16 protein-coding genes are annotated in these 18,202 nt (G+C 73.3%); 9 read left to right on the forward strand and 7 right to left on the reverse strand.

Annotated features, from left to right (window positions below; genetic code table 11):
* The first annotated feature begins 380 nt into the window (after positions 1-380).
* Positions 381-1,052 (forward strand): lysophospholipid acyltransferase family protein, encoded by a 672-nt coding sequence (locus ACFYWQ_RS27135; protein WP_389520074.1) that lies wholly within the window; start codon positions 381-383, stop codon positions 1,050-1,052.
* A gap of 244 nt (positions 1,053-1,296) precedes the next feature.
* Here the strand turns inward: ACFYWQ_RS27135 and ACFYWQ_RS27140 are convergent, their stop codons facing one another.
* The 4 genes from ACFYWQ_RS27140 to argH all read right to left on the reverse strand — a co-directional run bounded on the left by ACFYWQ_RS27140 (position 1,297) and on the right by argH (position 6,150).
* Positions 1,297-2,820: an MFS transporter gene (locus ACFYWQ_RS27140; protein ID WP_389519725.1), complete on the reverse strand. Its 1,524-nt coding sequence runs from the start codon at positions 2,818-2,820 to the stop codon at positions 1,297-1,299.
* Positions 2,817-3,383: a TetR/AcrR family transcriptional regulator gene (locus tag ACFYWQ_RS27145; protein ID WP_389519727.1), complete on the reverse strand. Its 567-nt coding sequence runs from the start codon at positions 3,381-3,383 to the stop codon at positions 2,817-2,819. Before ACFYWQ_RS27145 ends, ACFYWQ_RS27140 begins: the two co-directional genes overlap by 4 nt.
* A 126-nt stretch (positions 3,384-3,509) precedes the next feature.
* Positions 3,510-4,481 (reverse strand): aldo/keto reductase, encoded by a 972-nt coding sequence (locus ACFYWQ_RS27150; RefSeq protein WP_389519729.1) that lies wholly within the window; start codon positions 4,479-4,481, stop codon positions 3,510-3,512.
* Positions 4,482-4,716: 235 nt separating this feature from the next.
* Positions 4,717-6,150 (reverse strand): argininosuccinate lyase, encoded by a 1,434-nt coding sequence (argH, locus tag ACFYWQ_RS27155; protein WP_389519731.1) that lies wholly within the window; start codon positions 6,148-6,150, stop codon positions 4,717-4,719.
* A 293-nt stretch (positions 6,151-6,443) separates the two neighbouring features.
* Between argH and ACFYWQ_RS27160 the strand changes: the two genes are divergently transcribed.
* The 3 genes from ACFYWQ_RS27160 to ACFYWQ_RS27170 all read left to right on the forward strand — a co-directional run bounded on the left by ACFYWQ_RS27160 (position 6,444) and on the right by ACFYWQ_RS27170 (position 9,809).
* Positions 6,444-7,295 carry a hypothetical protein gene (locus tag ACFYWQ_RS27160; RefSeq protein WP_389519732.1) on the forward strand — a complete coding sequence of 284 codons (852 nt, stop codon included), beginning with the start codon at positions 6,444-6,446 and terminating at the stop codon, positions 7,293-7,295.
* A 119-nt stretch (positions 7,296-7,414) separates the two neighbouring features.
* A complete protein-coding gene (locus ACFYWQ_RS27165; RefSeq protein ID WP_385072754.1) occupies positions 7,415-8,014 on the forward strand; it encodes a pyridoxamine 5'-phosphate oxidase family protein in 600 nt (199 codons plus the stop codon).
* A gap of 112 nt (positions 8,015-8,126) precedes the next feature.
* Positions 8,127-9,809, forward strand: coding sequence for a heme peroxidase family protein (locus tag ACFYWQ_RS27170; protein ID WP_389519734.1), 1,683 nt, complete (start codon positions 8,127-8,129; stop codon positions 9,807-9,809).
* A gap of 74 nt (positions 9,810-9,883) precedes the next feature.
* On the opposite strand, the gene ACFYWQ_RS27175 is transcribed toward ACFYWQ_RS27170, so the two are convergent.
* A complete protein-coding gene (locus tag ACFYWQ_RS27175) occupies positions 9,884-11,341 on the reverse strand; it encodes a sensor histidine kinase (RefSeq protein WP_389519735.1) in 1,458 nt (485 codons plus the stop codon).
* Positions 11,338-12,078 (reverse strand): response regulator transcription factor, encoded by a 741-nt coding sequence (locus tag ACFYWQ_RS27180; protein WP_389519737.1) that lies wholly within the window; start codon positions 12,076-12,078, stop codon positions 11,338-11,340. The genes ACFYWQ_RS27175 and ACFYWQ_RS27180 overlap by 4 nt, the downstream gene beginning before the upstream one ends.
* Positions 12,079-12,228: 150 nt before the next feature.
* On the opposite strand from ACFYWQ_RS27180, the gene ACFYWQ_RS27185 reads away from it, so the two are divergent.
* The 5 genes from ACFYWQ_RS27185 to ACFYWQ_RS27205 are packed head-to-tail and all read left to right on the forward strand — an operon-like array spanning position 12,229 to position 17,422.
* Positions 12,229-13,575, forward strand: a complete 1,347-nt coding sequence (locus tag ACFYWQ_RS27185) for a ferric reductase-like transmembrane domain-containing protein (RefSeq protein ID WP_389519739.1) — start codon at positions 12,229-12,231, stop codon at positions 13,573-13,575.
* Between the two features lie 10 nt (positions 13,576-13,585).
* Complete coding sequence (locus ACFYWQ_RS27190; protein ID WP_389519741.1) at positions 13,586-14,032, forward strand: FMN-binding protein; 447 nt, start codon at positions 13,586-13,588, stop codon at positions 14,030-14,032.
* Positions 14,033-14,090: 58 nt separating this feature from the next.
* The gene (locus ACFYWQ_RS27195) at positions 14,091-15,473 is read left to right on the forward strand and encodes a ferric reductase-like transmembrane domain-containing protein (RefSeq protein WP_389519743.1); all 1,383 of its coding nucleotides are present in this window, start codon (positions 14,091-14,093) and stop codon (positions 15,471-15,473) included.
* A gap of 28 nt (positions 15,474-15,501) precedes the next feature.
* The gene (locus ACFYWQ_RS27200) at positions 15,502-16,629 is read left to right on the forward strand and encodes an FMN-binding protein (RefSeq protein ID WP_389519745.1); all 1,128 of its coding nucleotides are present in this window, start codon (positions 15,502-15,504) and stop codon (positions 16,627-16,629) included.
* Between the two features lie 55 nt (positions 16,630-16,684).
* Positions 16,685-17,422 carry an FAD:protein FMN transferase gene (locus ACFYWQ_RS27205; protein WP_389520075.1) on the forward strand — a complete coding sequence of 246 codons (738 nt, stop codon included), beginning with the start codon at positions 16,685-16,687 and terminating at the stop codon, positions 17,420-17,422.
* A gap of 230 nt (positions 17,423-17,652) precedes the next feature.
* Here ACFYWQ_RS27205 and ACFYWQ_RS27210 read toward each other — a convergent pair whose 3' ends face one another.
* Complete coding sequence (locus tag ACFYWQ_RS27210; RefSeq protein WP_385072742.1) at positions 17,653-18,201, reverse strand: arginine repressor; 549 nt, start codon at positions 18,199-18,201, stop codon at positions 17,653-17,655.
* Between the last annotated feature and the right edge of the window lies 1 nt (position 18,202).

Here is an 18,202-nt window from a genome sequence, read left to right on the forward strand (position 1 = left end):
CGTACGGCGTCGAGCGCTTCCGCGCCCGGTGACACGGCGCGCCGCGCACGCCGGGCGGCGGGCCGCGGCGGGTGACGGGCCGCACCGGACGGCGGGCCGCACCGGGTGGCGGCGTGCCGTACCGGGTGGCGGGCGGACGTGCCGGGCCCGGTGGGGCGAGGGCCGCGACGGTCCGCGTCGCCCCGGGACCGCCTCGGCCGCGAGATACGTCACACCGGTCCGTCCGTGTGACGGACCGGGGACGGGGCGTCCGTTCAGGTAAACGTACGTCAACAGTACGTAAGACCTCGGTGAACCCGATGTGCGGTTCCAGGGGCGCCGCGAGTATCGTCCTCACCTGCACAGACTCATACCGCTATCCCTTGACATCGGAGGGCTCGTTGTCCCGCTTCGCGCTCATCAAGGCAGTGCTCGGACCGATCATGCGCCTGATGTTCCGCCCCCGTGTGGAAGGCGCGGAGCACATCCCGGGGGACGGTCCCGTCATCCTGGCCGGCAACCACCTCACCTTCATCGACTCGGTGATCCTGCCGCTCGTGTGCGACCGTCAGGTCTTCTTCATCGGCAAGGACGAGTACGTCACCGGCAAGGGCCTCAAGGGGCGGCTGATGGCGTGGTTCTTCACCGGCGTCGGCATGATCCCGGTGGACCGGGACGGCGGCCGCGGCGGTGTGGCCGCGCTGACGACCGGCCGGCGGGTGCTGGAGGAGGGCAGGATCTTCGGCATCTACCCCGAGGGCACCCGGTCGCCCGACGGACGTCTGTACCGCGGCCGTACGGGCATCGCCCGGCTGACGCTGATGACCGGGGCGCCCGTCGTCCCCTTCGCGGTGATCGGCACGGACAAGCTCCAGCCGGGCGGTGCCGGGATGCCCCGGCCGGGGCGGGTCACCGTCCGCTTCGGTGAGGCGATGGAGTTCTCCCGCTACGAGGGCATGGACCGTGACCGCTACGTGCTGCGGGCGGTGACCGACTCGGTGATGACCGAGGTCATGCGGCTGTCGGGGCAGGAGTACGTGGACATGTACGCGACCAAGGCGAAGGCGGCGTAGGCCTCCGGCGGCCGGGCGGCTCCTCGGCTCGGCCGCCTCCCCAGCTCGGCCGGCTCCCCGGCCCGGCCGCCTCCTCGGTCCGGCTGCCTCCCCAGTTCGGCCGCCTCCCCAGCCCGGCTGCCTCCCCGGCCCGGCTGCCTCCCCAGTTCGGCCGCCTCCCCAGCCCGGCTGCCTCCCCGGCCCGGCCGCCTCCCCAGCCCGGCCGCCTCCCCAGCTCGGCCGCCTCCCCGGCCCGGCCTCCCCTTCAGGGCCGGCTCTCCAGCCGTGCGTTCCGCAGCAGGAACCATGCCGCGACCGCCGTGACCAGCAGGACCACCGCGCCCAGGCCGGCGGCGACGGAGAGTCCGTCGACGAACGCCTCGCGCGCCGAGGTCAGCATCTCCCGGGCCCCGGCCGCCGGCATGGCCGTCGCCGCCTCGACCGCGCCGCCCAGTGACTCGTGGGCCGCCTCCGGGGTGCCCGCCGGCGCGGTGAAGCCCCGGTACACGCCCGTCACGATCGAGCCGAGCGCGGCGATGCCCAGGGCGGCGCCCAGCTCGTACGCCGTCTCGGACACCGCGGAGGCCGCGCCCGCCTGTTCCTTGGGGACCGAGGACAGGATCACGTCGGCGGTCACCGTGAAGGAGAAGCCGGCGCCCAGGCCGACGACCAGGAGGGCGCCTCCCAGCAGCGGGTAGCCCGTGGACCGGTCCAGAACGGTCAGCGCGGCCAGGGCCAGGCCGACGGCCGCCAGGCCGCCGGAGACCACCGCGCGGACCGAGAACCGGCGCGCCGCCCGGCCCGCCACCAGACCGGCGGCCACCGCGCCGATCGCCGCGGGCAGTTCGGCCAGACCCGCCTCCAACGAGCCCCGTCCCTGGACGAGTTGCAGGTACTGGGAGAGGAAGAAGACCAGGCCGGACATCCCGAGCACGGTCAGCAGATCGGCCAGGACGGCACCGCTGAAGCCCCGGTTGCGGAACAGCCGCACGTCCAGCAGCGGGGCCTGCAGGGTGAGCTGGCGGCGCACGAAGCCGTACAGGGCGGCCGCGCCGAGCACGCCGACCGTGAGGGCGTCCCAGGTGGGGCCGTGGGTGGCGGCCTCCTTGACCGCGTAGACCACGCCGATCGTGCCGGTCAGCGACAGGACGACGCCGGGCAGGTCCCAGGGGCCGGGTTCGGGGTTCCTGGACTCCGGCAGGAGCCTGCTGCCGACGAGGACCAGGACGACCATCACGGGCAGGTTGATCAGGAAGACCGAGCCCCACCAGAAGTGCTCCAGCAGGAAACCGCCCGCGATGGGGCCGACGGCCGTGCCGGCGGAGGCGGTGGCGCCCCAGATGCCGACGGCGAGGCTGCGCTCGCGCGGGTCGTGGAAGAGGTTGCGGATCAGGGCGAGGGTGGCGGGCATCAGGGTCGCGCCGGCGACACCGAGCAGCGCCCGCGCCGCGATCATCGCCTCCGGTGTCGCGGCGTAGGCGTTGAGGACGGATATCAGGCCGAACGCCGTGGCGCCGCCGAGCAGGATCCGCTTGCGGCCGATGCGGTCGCCCAGGCTGCCCATCGAGACGAGCAGGCCCGCGATGACGAAGGAGTAGACGTCGCCGATCCAGAGGAGCTGGGTGCCGGTGGGCTGGAGGTCCTCGCTGATGTAGGGGGTCGCGAGACCGAGGACAGTCGCGTCGACGGCCACCAGCAGCACGGCGAGCACGAGGACGGAGAGCGCGAGCCAGCGGCCCGGACGCCTCACCTCCGCCGTCGTTCCGGCCGGCCGCAGGGTGCTGGTCATGGTTCCTCTCTCCGTGGTGCGGGGTGGCGCAGTGCGCCGCCGAGCAGCAGCTCGGTGATCATGTGGTGGAAGTCCTTGGCGGCGACCTTGCCGCTCAGCACGACCCAGGCGCCGGAGGCGATGAGGCCGTAGAGGGCCTCGGTGAGCCAGGCCGGAGTGAGGTCGATGCGGAACTCGCCGTTCTGCTGGCCGCGCCGGAACAGGGCGGCGATCCGCGCGTCGAGCCGGTCCCAGCCCTCGTTCTGCCCCTCGCCCTCGAACAGCTGGCTCTCGGTGTAGAGGAAGGACAGCAGTCCGGCGGCGGGTTCGAGCTCGCGGACGAGGCGGCTGACGGCGTCGCGCGCCGGGCCGTCGTCGAGCCGGGCCGCGTCCAGCGCGGCCTCGCACTCCGCGATGCCCAGCGCCTCCAGCGCCCGTACGAGCGCGTCCCGCCCGGCGAAGTGGCGGTGCAGGGTGGCGCGGCTGATCCCGGCGGCCTTGGCGACCTCGTCCATGGTCGCGGTGGCTTTGCGGGTCAGCAGGGCGGCTGCGCTGCGCAGCACGTGGTCTCGGTCGACAGCCATGAGACAAGAGTAGCCCACGTGAGACATCTATGTCTCACTATGGGCATGCGAGTCTCAAGAAGGGCGGTGGGAGGGGAGGGTGCTGGAGAGAAGGGTGGCGCGAGAGAAGGGTGTGTCCGGGGCGGCTCAGTGCCAGGGCAGCCGGCCGCGGCGCTCCCAGTAGGCCTGCGGTTCCTCGGCCAGCGTGCCGAGCGCGGCCCGCTGCTCCTCGTCGAGGTCGACGACGGCCGCGTGCAGGTTGGAGGCGAGCTGGGCGGTGGTCGCGGCGCCGGAGAGGACGACCCCGGCCCACGGCTGTGCGAGGACCAGGGCGAGGGCGACGGCGTCGCAGCCCAGGCCGGTCCCGGCCGCGACGGCCCGCAGGGCGTCCGGCGCGTGCGGTTCCGCGAGACGCCCGTTGGCCATGCCCTCCTTGACGATCACCGTCAGTCCGGCCGCGTGGGCCTCGGCGAGGGCGGGTCCCGCGGAGGTCTCCAGCGCGTTGTACGTCGACTGGACGGTACGGAAGAGGGGGGCGCCGTCGACCGTGATCGCGACGGCGGCGCGGATCGCGTCGGCCTGGGCGGGGCCGCTGGTGGAGAAGCCGATGGTGAGGCCCCCGGCCGCGGCCTCGGCCAGCTTCGCGTGGAGTTCCTTGTCGGTGAGGGCCGGGCTGTCGGGGGTCACCGAGTGGATCTGGTAGAGGTCGAGCCGGTCGCCGAGCAGTCCGGCCGTCTCGGCGCGCTGCCTCTCGTACGTGGCGAGGCCGTGCTCCTTGACCTCGTGCCGCTCGGCGTCGGTGGTCCAGCCGGCGGTGTAGGTGTAGCCCCATTTGCTGCCGACGACGACGTCGTCGACGTCGGGGCGGGCCCGGAGCCAGTCGGCGAGGAACTCCTCGGAACGGCCGTAGGAGCGGGCGACGTCGACGTAGCGGACGCCCTGGGCGTAGGCCGCGTCGAGGAGTTCGCCGGTGCGGGCGCGCAGCGCCTCGACGCTGCGGTCCTCGCCGAGGTCGCGGTCCCGGCCGAGGTTGATGTAGCCGGGGCGGCCGACGGCGGCGAGACCCAGTCCGAGGTGGCAGGTGGGGGTCGTCGCTGAGGCGAGGCGGGCGAAGGGCATCGCGGGCTCCGTTCGGTCGGTCCGGTACGGCTTCGACCAACGTAACCCGCGATGACCTTCGTCCGAGAGACCCGTCGCCGTGGTCGCCGTGGTCGCCGCGGTGGCCCCGGTCGCCGCGGTGCTGTGGCGAGTGCGGGATCGTCGTGGCTCGTCGCGCAGTTCCCCGCGCCCCTTCAGGGCGCTTGCCCCCACGCTCCTTCAGGACACGTGTCCCCGCTGCAGGGCGCTTGCTGCCTCAGCTCTTCTTCTTCGCCGTCGCCCATGCGTGCTGGGCCGCCACGTTCCGCTTGACCTCGGACAGCTGGATCGCGACCGCGCTGGGCGCGGTACCGCCGCGGCCGTCGCGGGAGGCGAGGGCGCCGGGGACGTTGAGGACGGAGCGCACCTCGGGGGTGAGGTGGGCGGAGATCTTCGCGAACTGCTCGTCGGTGAGCTCGTCGAGCTCCTTGCCCTCGGCCTCGGCGGCCTTCACGCACTCGCCGGCGACCTCGTGCGCCACCCGGAACGGCACGCCCTGCTTGACCAGCCACTCGGCGATGTCGGTGGCGAGCGAGAAGCCGGCCGGGGCCAGCTCCTCCATGCGCTCGCGGTGGACGGTGAGCGTGGCGATCATGCCGGTGAAGGCGGGCAGGAGGACCTCGAGCTGGTCGCAGGAGTCGAAGACCGGCTCCTTGTCCTCCTGGAGGTCACGGTTGTACGCGAGCGGCAGCGCCTTCAGGGTGGCCAGCAGGCCCGTCAGGTTGCCGATCAGCCGGCCCGACTTGCCGCGCGCCAGCTCGGCGATGTCCGGGTTCTTCTTCTGCGGCATGATCGACGAGCCGGTGGAGAACGCGTCGTGCAGGGTGACGAAGGAGAACTCCTTCGTGTTCCAGATGATGATCTCCTCGGCGATCCGGGAGAGGTTGACGCCGATCATCGCGGTGATGAAGGCGAACTCGGCGACGAAGTCGCGGGACGCCGTGCCGTCGATGGAGTTGCCGACGCTGCCGTGCTCGAAGCCGAGGTCCTCGGCGACCGCCTGGGGGTCGAGGCCGAGCGACGACCCCGCGAGCGCGCCGGAGCCGTACGGCGAGACCGCCGTGCGCTCGTCCCACTGGCGCAGCCGCTCGGCGTCCCGGGACAGGGACTGCACGTGCGCGAGGACGTGGTGGGCGAAGAGCACCGGCTGGGCGTGCTGGAGGTGGGTGCGGCCGGGCATCGCCACGTCGGGGTGGGCCTCCGCCAGGCCGATCAGCGCGTCCTGGAGCTCGGCGATCAGGCCGCCGATGATCCGGGCGTGGTCCCGCAGGTACATCCGGAAGAGGGTGGCGACCTGGTCGTTCCGCGACCGTCCCGCGCGCAGCTTGCCGCCGAGGTCGGGGCCGAGACGCTCCAGGAGGCCGCGCTCCAGGGCGGTGTGCACGTCCTCGTCGGCGACGGTGCCGGTGAAGGAGCCGTCCGCCACGTCCGCCTCGAGCCGGTCCAGGCCCGCGAGCATGCCCGTCAGCTCGTCGTCCGCGAGCAGACCCGCCTTGTGCAGCACGCGCGCGTGGGCGCGCGAACCGGCGATGTCGTACGGCGCGAGCCGCCAGTCGAAGTGGACGGACGCGGACAGCTTGGCCAGGGCCTCGGCGGGACCGTCGGCGAAACGGCCGCCCCAGAGCCGGACGTCACCGCTGTTGCTGCTCACTTGTGCTGCTCCTCGCAAGGGGTGTGGATGATCCGCCTGGATGGTGTCCGGATCCGCTCGGACGGTGCCCCGTTCCACCTGCCGTCACCGTACAACTGGCATGCATGCATGAGTATGCAGAACTCTGCATGATTCGTCAATCAGGCCCCGGCTCGGGCCCGCCCCCCGGACGCACCGCTCCCGGCGAACTTTTCACGGAGCCCTTGAACACCGGCAACCGCTTACCCGTACTCACCGCTGAACCCGCCGGCGCCGGCCCGTCCCCCCGTCCCTGACCCAAGTGAGGCATCCGCATGTCCAGGGCTCTTCCGAAGTACAACAAGCGTCGTGTGGCGGCCATCGGCGCCGCCGCCGCTCTGGCGCTGACCGGCGCCGTGGTCGTGAACTCCGCCCTCGCCGGGGAGTCGTCCGGGAAGAGCGCCACGGACGCCAGGACACTCGCCTCCCCGTCCACGATCACCTGCCCGGACGTGGCCTCGCAGCTCCCCGCCGTCCCGGCCACCGCACAGGCCGAGGTCGACCGCAACCTCGCCCTGCTCGACACCCAGATCGCCGAAGCCAACCAACGCCTCGCCGACACCGTCGGCCAGGGCGGCCCCAACTTCGTCCAGAACGCCATCCTCGGCCCCCTCGAAGACAAACGCGTCGCCACCGTCGACCGCATCGCCATCGCCATCGGCCGCACCGCCGCCCGCCCCGAAGGCCTCGACGCCCTGGCATCGTGCACCCTCGACACGGCCGGCGCCGGCGCCACGGCCGCCCCGAGCGCCACGGCGACCGGGTCGGCGGGTGGAGCCGACGACGCGGACGACGCGGGGAACGCCGGGGAAACGGGCGACACCGGCACCGGCGTCTCCACGATCACCTGCCCGGACGTGGCCTCGCAGCTCCCCGCCGTCCCGGCCACCGCACAGGCCGAGGTCGACCGCAACCTCGCCCTGCTCGACACCCAGATCGCCGAAGCCAACCAACGCCTCGCCGACACCGTCGGCCAGGGCGGCCCCAACTTCGTCCAGAACGCCATCCTCGGCCCCCTCGAAGACAAACGCATCGCCACCGTCGACCGCATCGCCATCGCCATCGGCCGCACCGCCGCCCGCCCCGAAGGCCTCGACGCCCTGGCCGCCTGCACGTTGAACCAGTGACGTGACAGGCGCGGCGGCCGCCCCGTGGAGCGCCGGCCGGGGCGGCCGTCGCGGTGTCCGGGCCCCCACCCCAAGATTTCCTCAGCCGAACGAAGGAAAGTCCCGGATAATCACCGGACATGGGAAAGACCTATGAGCGCATAGACGGCAGGCTCCGTACGTTCATCGAGGAGCAGCCCCTGTTCTTCACCGCGACCGCGCCCCTGTCCGCCGACGGCACGGTCAACCTCTCCCCCAAGGGCCTGAAGGGGTCGTTCGCCGTCGTCGACGACCGCACCGTGGCCTACCTCGACTTCGCCGGCTCCAACGCCGAGACCGTCGCGCATCTGCGCGAGAACGGCCGGATCACCCTGATGTGGTGCGCCTTCCAGGGCCCGCCGAACATCGTGCGGGTGCACGGCCGCGGCGAGCCGGTCTTCCGCGACGACCCGCGCTTCGGCCCGCTCCTCACCCACTTCCCGGACATCGACCCGACGCCGCACGGTCTGCGCGCGGTCATCCTCGTGCACGCCGAACTCGTGCGGGACACCTGCGGGTACGCGGTGCCCTTCATGACGTACGACGAGGACCGCGAGCTGCACGGGAAGCGGTTCGCCCGGGAGGACGACGCCTCGCTCAGCGCGTACTTCGAGAAGAAGGAGCACATCGCCACGAGCATCGACGGACTGCCGGGCGTCCCCCTCCCCCTCCCGCCTGCCCGGTTTACGCAGATTGACTGAATGTACAGAAATATAGGATCACTGCGGTATTTGACGGAATTCTCCCGTCCGGTGCTCGGGTCACCTAGCGTGGGCGCCATCATGCGCGCCGACAGGAACACATGGGGGAAACATGTTCCGCTCCTCACGCGAACCGCAGAGCAAACGCCATGTCCGCTCGTCGTTCTTCGTCGTCGGTGAGGGTGTGCTCACCGACGACGGGAGCGACGGGCCGGTGACACCGGTCAAGGCGTCGTCCCTCGCCGCCCTGCGCAAGTTCCGGTTCTCCCGTCTCGGGCCCCCGGCCCGGCCCGAGCACCTGCTCGACCACGACGCCCGCGTGGCGCTCGCCGGGGCGATGACCGCCGCCGGCAACCAGCCCGACTCCAACAACCCCGCGGTCCCGGCCGGCTTCACCTATCTCGGCCAGTTCGTCGACCACGACCTGACCCTGGACGCCACCGCCGTCCACCTGGGCAAGGACGTCACCGTCGACCAGCTCCTCCAGGGCCGCTCCCCGGCACTGGACCTGGACAGCCTCTACGGGCTCGGACCGGACCACCCCGTCGACCGCCGCTTCTACGAGGACGACGGGCTGCGCCTGCGGACCGGCACCACCCAGGGCCTGCCCCGCCCCGGCGCGGACCCCCTGGTCGGCCTGTCCCTCACCGGGTTCGACCTGCCCCGCGCGGGCGTCGGCTCGCTGATCTCCGAGCGGCGCCGGCCGCTGATCCCGGACCCGCGCAACGACGAGAACCTGGCCGTCGCCCAGATCCACGCCGCGTTCATCCGCTTCCACAACAGGGTCGTGGCCGACCTCGTCGACAAGGGCGTCTCGAGCGCGGTGCTGTTCGAGACCGCCCGGGAGACGGTCGTCAAGCACTACCAGTGGATGCTGCGGCACGACTTCCTCGGCCGGATCGTCGACCCGGCCATCGTGGACCAGGTGTTCACCCAAGGGCGCAGGTTCTTCGAGCCCCGGGCCGGCGAGGACGACCGCCCCACGATGCCGATCGAGTTCTCGGTGGCCGCCTACCGGCTGGGCCACAGCATGGTCCGCGGGGCCTACAACTGGAACCGGATCTTCGACGACGGCGCGGGCACCCTGCGCCTGCTGTTCCAGTTCAGCGGCACGAGCGGCATCCTCTCCCCGCCGCCCGACGACCCGGACGACCCGGACGCCGGCCGGTTCGAGCGGCTGCCCACCAACTGGATCGCCGACCTGCGGCGGCTGTTCGACTTCCCGGCCGGCGGCCGGCCGGACCTGGGTGTGCCGGCGGCCAAGTCCAACGTGGCGAAGAGGATCGACACGCTGCTGGTCAACCCGCTCGCCGAACTGCCGCTCGGCTCCTTCGGGAGCCGGCCGAACGCGCCGGAGGACACCAACGAGCTCAACCTGGCCTTCCGCAACCTCACCCGGGGCACCATGGTCCGCCTCGCCACCGGGCAGCAGATGGCCAAGGCACTCGGCGTCAAGCCGCTGCTCGCCTCCGACTTCGCGAACGGTTCCGGGGCCCAGCTGAGCAGCGACCTGGCGGCCGAGCTCGTCGACCACTGCCCGCTGTGGTTCTACATCCTGCGCGAGGCCGAGGTGAACGGCGGCGGGCGGCTGACCGGCGTCGGCGGGCAGATCGTCGCCGAGGTCTTCCACCGGGCGATGGAGGGCAGCCGCCACTCCATCGTGCGCGACCCCTTCTGGCGCCCCTTCCTCAGCCCCGACCCGGCGCGCAGCGCCAAGGACGTCTTCGAGATGACCGACCTGCTGCTGCACGCCTTCGAGGGGCGGGCGGACCTGCTCAACCCGCTGGGCGCCTGAGCGGAGGACGCCGGGGGAGGCGGCGTCACCCACCGGGGCGCCACCGCCGTCACGCGGTCCCGGGGCCGGCGGCCTCAGGGCAGCGGCAGGCGCACGGTGAACGCCGTCGAACCCGGTTCGCTCTCCACGGCCACGGTTCCACCGTGCGCCTCCACCACCGCCGCCACGATCGACAGGCCCAGGCCCGCCCCGCCGCTCTCCGTCTTGGTGCGGCGGTCGGCCCGTGTGAAGCGCTCGAAGACGCCCGGCCGGACGTCCTCGGGGATGCCCGAGCCGTCGTCGTGGACGGTGAGCACGGCCTCCTTCGCGTCCGTGCCCAGGGTGACCGTCACCTTGGTGCCGGCGGGCGTGTGCACACGGGCGTTGGTCAGCAGGTTGGCCAGGACCTGCGGGAGGCGGTGCGCGTCGCCGGTCACCGTGACCGGGGCCTCGGGGAGGTCCAGTTCCCAGCGGTGACCGGGGCCGGTGGCCCGTGCGTCCGTGACCGCGTCGAGGACCAGGCGGGTCAGGTCGACCGGCAGGGCCTCCAGCGGCCGGCCCGCGTCCAGGCGGGCCAGGAGCAGCAGGTCGTCGACCATCGCGCTCATCCGGGTCGACTCGGCGGTGATGCGTTCCAGGGCCCGGGTGACCTCCGGCGGGACCGGTCCCGGGTGCAGCAGGGCGAGTTCGGCGTGGCCGCGGACCGAGGCGACCGGGGTGCGCAGTTCGTGGCTGGCGTCGGCGGCGAAGCTGCGCAGCCGTTCCTCACTGGCGTGGCGCTTGGTGAGGGCGTCCTCGACATGACCGAGCATGTGGTCGAAGGCGCCGGCGACCCGGCCCACCTCGCTGCGCGGATCGGTTTCCGGGACGCGCGGCGGGAGCGCCACCTCCCCGCTGGCCAGCGGGAGTTCGCTCACCCGGGCGGCGGTCTCCGCGACCCGGCTCAGCGGGCGCAGGGACCAGCGCACCCACAGGGCGCCCGCGACGCCGGTCACCGTCAGGGCGGCCCCGAAGACGATCCCGGCGACCAGTTCCAGGCGGTGGACGGTGGCCTCGACGGGTTCCAGGGGCAGACCGGTGATCAGGACGTCGCCGTCGATGCCCCGGGAGGCGAGCAGCCGGTAGCCGTCCAGGGCGGAGAGGTCCACGCTGTGGCCGCGGCCGTCGGGCGGGACCGCGGCGAGCCCTTCCCGGTCGGCGTCCGTGAGGCGGACGTCGAGGGTGCCGGTGGTGCGGACGACGGCCGCGTTGGTCACCGTGCCGTCCACCAGCCGGGCGCCGAAGGTGCCCGTGGCCTGCCGCCGGGTGTCACCGTGCTCGTCGCCGTCATGGTCGGCGCGCTCGGGCTCCCCGCCGTGCTCCAGGCTGACCGCGAACCGGTTGCCGGCCTCGGTCAGCTGCTCGTCGAGCCGGCTGGTGAGGAAGGCCCGCACCCCGAGGACCGCGGCGACGCCGACGGCGGCACAGCTGATCGCGAGCAGCACCACCAGCCCGAGGGTGAGCCGGGCGCGCAGGGTGTGCGGCCGGGGGATCCGGCGGGCCGGGCAGGTCATCGGGTCACCGGTTTGAGGACGTACCCCGCCCCCCGCACGGTGTGGATCATCGGCTCGCGTCCCGCGTCGACCTTCTTGCGCAGGTAGGAGATGTACAGCTCGACGACATGGGCGCGGCCGCCGAAGTCGTAGGACCACACACGGTCGAGGATCTGCGCCTTGCTGAGCACGCGCCGCGGGTTGCGCATGAGGAAGCGCAGCAGCTCGAACTCGGTGGGGGACAGCTCGATCAGCTCGCCGGCGCGCAGCACCTCGTGGGCCTCCTCGTCCATCACCAGGTCGCCGACGGTCAGCCGCGGGCCGTCCTCCTGCTGCCGGGCCATGCCCGCGCGGCGCAGCAGACCGCGCAGCCGCGCCACGACCTCCTCCAGGCTGAAGGGCTTGGTGACGTAGTCGTCGCCGCCCGCGGTGATGCCGGCGATACGGTCCTCCACGGCGTCCCGCGCGGTGAGGAAGAGCACGCACACGTCGGGCCGCACGGTGTGCAGGGAGCGCAGCACGGCGAAGCCGTCGGTGTCGGGGAGCATCACGTCCAGGACGACGGCGTCGGGCAGCAGCTCCCGGGCCGCGGTGAGCGCCGAGGCCCCGTCGCCGGCGGTGCGGACCCGCCAGCCCTCGTAGCGCAGCGCACCGCTCAGCACCTCCGCGAGGTCGGGGTCGTCGTCGACGACGAGGACCCGCAGCGGGGTGCCGTCGGGGCGGGTGAGGGCGGGGCGGCCGGAGCGCGTGGTGTTCATGGCCTCTCCAGCATCGCCCCTCGCCGGGTGCGCGGACGCCCGCGGGGGCTCTGAGTTCCCTCTGAGTCTCCTCAGCGGGGCGCCTTCTCAGAGCGTGCTGAGAGGTTCGGCGCGCACAGTGGCGAGCCGGACGGGAGAAAGGACGTACCCATGACCGCCCTGTACGAGCGGACGACGCCGGCCGTGCCGCTCGCCGCCCGGCGCTCCCCCGCGGGACCGCTGCTCGCCCTGCTGTGGGCCGGGGCGGCGGCCGCGGTGGCACTGTGGTGGCTGAACGCCGGGTCGGTGGTCGGCACGGCCGGCTGGCTGACGAACGCCGGGCGGATCGCCGGACTGCTGTGCGGCTACGCGTGTGCCGTGCTCGTCGGGCTGATGGCCCGCGTCCCGCTGCTGGAGTGCCGCGTCGGCTCCGACCGGGTGGCGCGCTGGCACGCGATGGCGGGCCGCTACACGGTCTGCCTGCTGCTCGCGCACATCGTGCTGATCCTCGCCGGCTATGCCGCCCAGGACGGCGCCTCGCTCCTGCACGAGACGACGACGGTGGTCCTGGACTACCCGGAGATGCTGAAGGCCACCGCGGGCACGCTGATCCTCCTCGTGGTCGGCGTCACCTCGGCGCGTGCCGTGCGCCGCCGGGTCGGACACGAGTTCTGGTACCACGTCCACCTGCTCACCTACGCGGCCGTCTTCCTGGCCTTCTTCCACCAGGTCCAGCTGGGTTCCGACCTCACGGCGGGACCCGCGCGGGCCGCCTGGTACGCGCTGTACCTGGGGGTGGCGGCGCTGGTGCTGTGGTTCCGGATCCTCGCCCCGGTACGGCTGAACCTGCGGCACCGGCTGCGGGTGGAGTCCGTGCACCAGGAGGCGCCGGGCGTGTGGTCGGTCGTCGTGCGCGGCCGGGCGCTGGACGAACTGGGGGCGCGGGCGGGGCAGTTCCTCCGCTGGCGGTTCCTCACCGGGGGCCTGCGGTGGACGTCGACGCCGTACTCGCTGTCGGCGCCGCCGCGCCCGGACCGGCTGCGCATCACGGTCAAGGCGCTCGGCGACCACAGCACGGCCGTCGCGCTGCTGCGGCCGGGCACCCGGGTGTGGGCCGAGGGGCCCTACGGCGCACTGACCGCCGAGCGGCGGACGGCGCCCCGGGCGGTGCTGATCGCGGGCGGGGTGGGCGTCACCCCGCTGCGGGCGCTGTTCGAGACGCTGCCGGGCGAGGTCACCCTCGTCTACCGGGCGCGGACGGCCCAGGACCTCGCGCTGGGCGGTGAGCTCGAGGCGCTGGCACGGTGGCGCGGCGGGCGGGTGCGGTACGCGCTGAACGGGCCGGACGGGCGGCGGCCGGACCTGAGCGCCGGGGCGCTGCGCGCGAGCGTGCCCGGTCTCGCCGACCACGACGTGTACCTGTGCGGTCCGCCCGGCTTCGCCCGGGACGTGTACGCGGCCCTGCGCGCCGCGGGGGTGCCGGACCGCCGTATCCACCACGAGTCCTTCGAACTGTGAGGTCCCACCCGTGCACGCGCTGAGGAAGAACCGCCCGCTGCGGCGGATCGTGCTGGCGAGCGCCGCCACCGTCTCCGGCATGGTCCTGCTGCTGTCGCTGAAGCCGCACGACACGCCGGCCGTCGCCGTCCCCGCCCCCGCGACCGCCCCGTCCGGCGGCACGAGCGGCTCGACGGCCGGCGGCACGACCGTCACCGGCGACTCCGCGCAGACGCGCTGGGGCCCCGTCCAGGTCCGTGTGACGCTCCAGAACGGCAAGCTCACCGACGTCACCGCCGTCGACTACCCCACGGACAACCCTCGGGACCAGGAGATCAACAGTTACGCCCTGCCCCGGCTGCGGACGGAGGCGCTCCAGGCGCAGAGCGCCGACATCGACACGGTCTCCGGGGCCACCTACACGAGCGACGGTTACCGCCGGTCGCTCCAGTCCGCCCTCGACTCCGCGGGCGGCTGAACACTCCGCGGTGCCGGCACGTATTCGTGGGTCAAGGGTCCGTACCCACGGAGGAACCGTGACCACGACGATCGCCGGCGGCCGTGCCGCCCGCCGCCAGACGATGCGCCGCATCCGACCGCGCCGCTCCCCGGCCGTCCCGCTGCTGCTCGCCGTCTGGGCGGGTGCCGCGGGCGTGCTGTGGCTGTGGTGGGACAACACGCCGTCCATCGCGGACGACACCGGCCGGGTCCTGAACGCGGGACGCATCACCGGCCTGCTCGCCGGCTACCTGATGGCACTGGTCGTCCTCCAGATGGCCAGGGTGCCGGCCCTGGAGCGGCGGGTGGGCTCGGACCGGGTCGCCCGCTGGCACGCGATGACCGGCCGGTACACCCTCTGCCTCACCTTCACGCACGTGTTCCTCATCATGTGGGGCTACGCGCTCCAGGCCGGCAAGTCGCTCGGCGACGTCGTCCAGCAGACCGTCGACTCCGTGAACCAGCTGCCCGACATGGGCAAGGCCGCCCTCGGCACCGGCCTGCTGCTGGTCATCGGTCTGGTCTCGATCGGCCCGGTCCGCCGCCGGATGCCCTACGACACCTGGTACCACGTCCACCTGATGACGTACGCCGCGGTGTTCCTGACGTTCTGGCACCAGATCACCACGGGCAACGACTTCGCCGTCCAGCCGGCCGCCAAGACCGCCTGGTACGCGCTGTACGGGTCGGTCACCGCGCTGGTCGTCTGGTACCGCGTCCTCACCCCGCTCCGGCTGAACCTGCGTCACCGCCTCTACGTCGAGGCGGTCATCGAGGAGACGCCGGGGATCGTGTCGGTGCTGATCGGCGGGCGCAGGCTGCACCGGATGGGCGCGGAGGCCGGGCAGTTCTTCCGGTGGCGGTTCCTGGCGCCGGGGATGCGGTTCAGCTCCCACCCGTACTCGCTGTCGGCGGCGCCCCGCCCGGAGATGCTGCGGATCACCGTCAAGGCGATCGGTGACCACAGCGCGGCCCTGCGCGGGCTGAAGCCCGGCACGAAGGTGTGGGCCGAGGGCCCGTACGGCGCGATGACGGCGTCCCGCCGCAGCCGCGGCAAGGTGCTGCTGGTGGCCGGCGGGGTCGGGATCACCCCGATGCGGGCGCTGTTCGAGACGCTGCCGGGCGCGGCCGGGGACATCACCCTCCTCTACCGGGCCAACAGCACCCAGGACCTGGCCCTGTGGGACGAACTGGCGAAGATCGCCGACGAGCGCGGGGCGCGGCTGATGTACGCGGTCAACAGCCCCGACGGGGAGCGCCCCGACATCTCGGCGGAGTCGCTTCAGCGGAAGATCCCCGACATCGACCGCCACGACGTCTTCATGTGCGGGCCGAACGGTTTCGCCCAGTCGGTGTACGAGGCCTTGCGCGGCGCCGGGGTCCCCGCCCGCCGCATCCATCACGAGTCGTTCGAGATGTGAGCGACGGGAATCAGGAGCTCAGGAAGCGATGAGGAAGAGCCACCCCTTCCGGCGCGTCGTGCTCGCCGGTGCCGCCACCGTCTCCGGGATCGTGCTGCTGCTGGCGCTGAAGCCGTCGTCGGACCCGGCCTCCGCGGCGGGCACCGCGCCCGCGCAGTCCTCGGTCCAGGGCGGTGCCCAGGCCGCGGGAACCGGCACGGTCACCGGTGACGCGGCCCAGACCCAGTACGGGGTCGTGCAGGTCCGGCTGACCGTCGCCGGCGGGAAGATCACCCAGGCGGACGCGGTCCAGGCGCCCAAGGGCGGCCAGAGCGACCAGATCACCGCCAACGCCGTACCCCAGCTCAACCAGGCCGCGGTCGCCGCGCAGAGCGCGGACATCGACTCCGTCTCCGGGGCCACCTACACCAGCGAGGGCTACAAGAAGTCGTTGCAGTCGGCGCTGGACAAGGTGAAGGCGGGCGCGGGCGCTTCCCAGGGGTCCGGCACCGTCCAGGTCACGGGCACCTTCACCGGGGACGCGGCCCAGACCCAGTACGGGGTCGTGCAGGTCCGCATCACCGTCAGCAAGAACCAGATCACCAAGGCGGAGGCGGTGCAGGCGCCCAAGGGCGGCCGGAGCGACCAGGTCACCGCGGACGCCGTGCCCCAGCTCAACGAGGCGACGGTGGCCGGGCAGAGCCCCGACATCGACACGGTCTCCGGGGCGACCTACACCAGCACCGGCTACAAGAAGTCCCTCCAGTCCGCGATCGACAAGGCGAACGCGAGCGCGGGGTCGTCGTCGCAGGACTCCGGGGCGCAGGAGGGGGCGCAGGAGTCGGAGTCGCCGGAGCCGGGAGCACAGGAGTCGGGGGCGCAGGGCTCCGGGAGTGACCAGGCGTCCGGCACCTTCACCGGGGACGCGGCCCAGACCCAGTACGGCGCGGTGCAGGTCCGCATCACCGTCGCGGACGGGAAGATCACCAAGGCGGAGGCGGTGCAGGCGCCCAAGGGCGGCCGGAGCGACCAGGTCACCGCGGACGCCGTGCCCCAGCTCAACCAGGCGGCCGTCGCGGCCGGCAGCGCGGACATCGACGCGGTGTCCGGGGCCACGTACACCAGCGCGGGCTACAAGGAGTCGCTCCAGTCGGCGCTGGACCGGGCCGGTGGCTGACGCGGTGGCCGAGTGGGCGCAGGCTCCCGCCGCGGTGCGTCACGTGGAGGAGGTCATGGGGACGGTCTTCTCCTTCGACGTCCGCGGCGGGGAACCCGGCGCGGTGCGGACGGCGCTGCGGGCGGCGGTCGCCTCGCTGCACCGGGTCGACGAGGTGTTCAGCACCTACCGCGAGGACAGCCAGGTCTCCCGGCTGGTGCGCGGGGAGCTGGGCGTCGAGGAGTGCGATCCCGAGGTGGCCGAGGTGCTGGAGCTGGGCGCCGAGGCGGAGCGGGTGAGCGGGGGCTGGTTCAGCCTGCGCTACGACGGCCCGCTCGACCCGACCGGGATCGTGAAGGGGTGGGCCGCCGAGCGGGCGGCCCGGATCGTCGCCGGGGCCGGGGTGAGCGGGGTCAGCGTCAACGGCGGCGGCGATGTGCAGTTGCTGGGCGTGCCCGGCCCGGAGCGGCCGTGGCGAGTGGGCGTCTCGGACCCCCTGCGGCCGGGTGGGCTCGCGGCCGTGGTGTCGGCGGCCGGCGCGGACGAGCTGGCCGTGGCCACGTCGGGTACGGCGGAGCGGGGCGCGCACATCGTCGACCCCCGCACGGGCCGCTCCGCGGTGACGGACCTGGTGGCCGTCACCGTCGTCGCCCCCGAACTGACCTGGGCCGACTGCTGGGCCACTGCCGCGTTCGCGATGGGGTCGCGGGAGGGACTGGCCTGGCTGGAGTCGCTGCCCGACGTGGAGGCACTGCTGGTCACGGCAGGCGACGAGGTGCGGTGCACCGGCGGGTTGGCGAGGCGGCTGGGCTGAGCCGCGGGGCAAGGCACGGCTCCCGCAGCTCAACGGACCTGAAGGGGCGCGGGGAACTGCGCGACCAGCCCCCACGCGCCCGCAGCCGGCGCACCGCCGGCCCCCACGCGCCCCCCACGCGCCCGCAGCCGGCGCACCACGGTCACACCCGCGGTCGCAGCCGGCGCGCCACGGTCACACCCGCGGTCGCAGCCGGCGCGCCACGGTCACACCCGCGGTCGCCAGGCGGCTCAGTGGCCGTTCTGCGCCAGCCGGAGCAAGTGGTCGGCCAGGGCCTGTCCCCCCGTCGGCTCCCGGCTGATCAGCAGCAGCGTGTCGTCCCCCGCGATCGTGCCCAGGATGTCGTGCAGCTCCGCCTGGTCGATCGCGGAGGCGAGGAACTGCGCCGCCCCCGGAGGGGTGCGCAGGACCACGAGGTTCGCCGAGGCCTCCGCCGAGATCAGCAGCTCCTGGGAGAGCCGCCGCATCCGCTCCTCCTTCGCCGACTCCCCCAGCGGTGCGCGCGGCGTACGGAAACCGCCCTCGCTGGGCACCGCGTAGATCAGGTCGCCGTCGGTGTTGCGGATCTTGACCGCGTTCAGCTCGTCCAGGTCCCGGGAGAGCGTCGCCTGGGTGACGCTCAGCCCGTCGTCGGCGAGCAGTTTCGCCAACTGGCTCTGGGAGCGCACGGCCTGCCGGTTGAGGATGTCGACGATCCGGCGGTGGCGGGCGGTGCGCGTCTGCGGCACGGCGGGCCCGTTCGCCCCCGGCTGCTCGTCGTGGTCCTGCGCCTGGCTCATC

The organism is Streptomyces sp. NPDC003247, from assembly GCF_042888135.1.
In the GTDB taxonomy this organism is placed as follows: domain Bacteria; phylum Actinomycetota; class Actinomycetes; order Streptomycetales; family Streptomycetaceae; genus Streptomyces.